A 1305-nucleotide genomic window follows, 5' to 3' on the forward strand; every position below is an offset into this window, starting at 1 on the left:
TAAACCTGTATTCTATGGTTTTTACAAGAAAAAAGGCAATTATTTTTTGAGAAGCATTATTTTAGATATGCCCTCTGAATTTCTTTTATGCAATCATCTCTGCAAGATATGGGGTTCCTCTTTTTATTGTGGCGAAAGCTCTGCTCAACAATTTGTTCTTTATAACATTGAGTACACACAGAGAACTCTTTCCTTCTGCTTTTTTCCGGTCGTAGTATCTTTTAAATTCGTTATCCTTCTTTATTGTATTCAGGGCACACATTGTCAGCAACGATTTCAATTTTTTATTTGCTAGGCTGCTTACCCTATTTCTGCCCCTTACACTTGTCCCCGAACTGTATGGGAATGGTGCTATCCCAAAATAGCTTGCAAATTTTCTGTAATCTGAGAATGCTGAAAAAGCTTCGGTATGGATCAGGATAAAGAAAGCAGTCTGTTTTCCGATTCCATGTACGCTCTGCACGAGCTGGAACTGGTTGTTCAGTTCCTGATCATTCTGTATTACAGATGAAAGTTCCATATCAACTTTTTTTATCCGTTCTGCATATATAGCTAACATCTCCTCACTATCTGTTATACAATAGGCGGCATTCTCCGTGCCGAAGCCCCTGAGTTCCGAGCAGGTACATTTAAGAGATGTCTGGTGCCTCAAAAGTTGTTCCCTGTGCGATAGAAGATGTTTAAGCCTTGAGGTCGTTGATGATGGAAAGTTATAGAGACGGGCTTTATACTGGTTTGAATAGGCATAGTGTGCTATGGCAAGGGCATCCGCCTTATCAGATTTGCCTCGTCTAATACCGATCGAGCGCTTAATATGCAGCCCGTTTTCAACCCAGAGCGATAAATTGTTTGCATCCATAAACCCGGTTATGGGATTGATGTAAATACCTGTGTGTTCACAGCAGAACAGAGCCTTTTCCAACGGCACATTATATGCGGTGAGCCATTCCAGCATCTCGCCAAAGCCATCATAGCTGTTTTTAAAAACACGATGTACAGCCTCTTCAATTTTTTCTTCAGTAAAGGAAACAGCATCGATGGTTAATTTGGAAATATCTATTCCCACAAATAGTTCATAATTCATAACTTTATGGTTAAGTGAAATGGATAACCTAAAGTTGAATAAAACTGAATCCCTTAATAGTCCGCGAGACTAAAATTCTATATGGTTCTTGTTCAACTAGAAAGCAGAGGTCTGTTACAGGTTCTAGATCTTAAGTCTGGATTGCAGCATAGTTCACCTCTGCTTTTAAGGTTTCCTTATCAAATTTAAGCCTTTGATAATCTTTTTCAAACCTAAGGGAT

1 protein-coding gene is annotated in these 1305 nt (G+C 39.0%); it reads right to left on the reverse strand.

The genetic code is table 11. The annotated features are described in order from the left end of the window. Positions 1-85: 85 nt before the first annotated feature. Positions 86-1084: an IS110 family RNA-guided transposase gene (locus tag EZJ43_RS16965; RefSeq protein ID WP_133263909.1), complete on the reverse strand. Its 999-nt coding sequence runs from the start codon at positions 1082-1084 to the stop codon at positions 86-88. Between the last annotated feature and the right edge of the window lie 221 nt (positions 1085-1305).

Source organism: Pedobacter changchengzhani, assembly GCF_004354365.1.
In the GTDB taxonomy this organism is placed as follows: Bacteria; Bacteroidota; Bacteroidia; order Sphingobacteriales; family Sphingobacteriaceae; genus Pedobacter; species Pedobacter changchengzhani.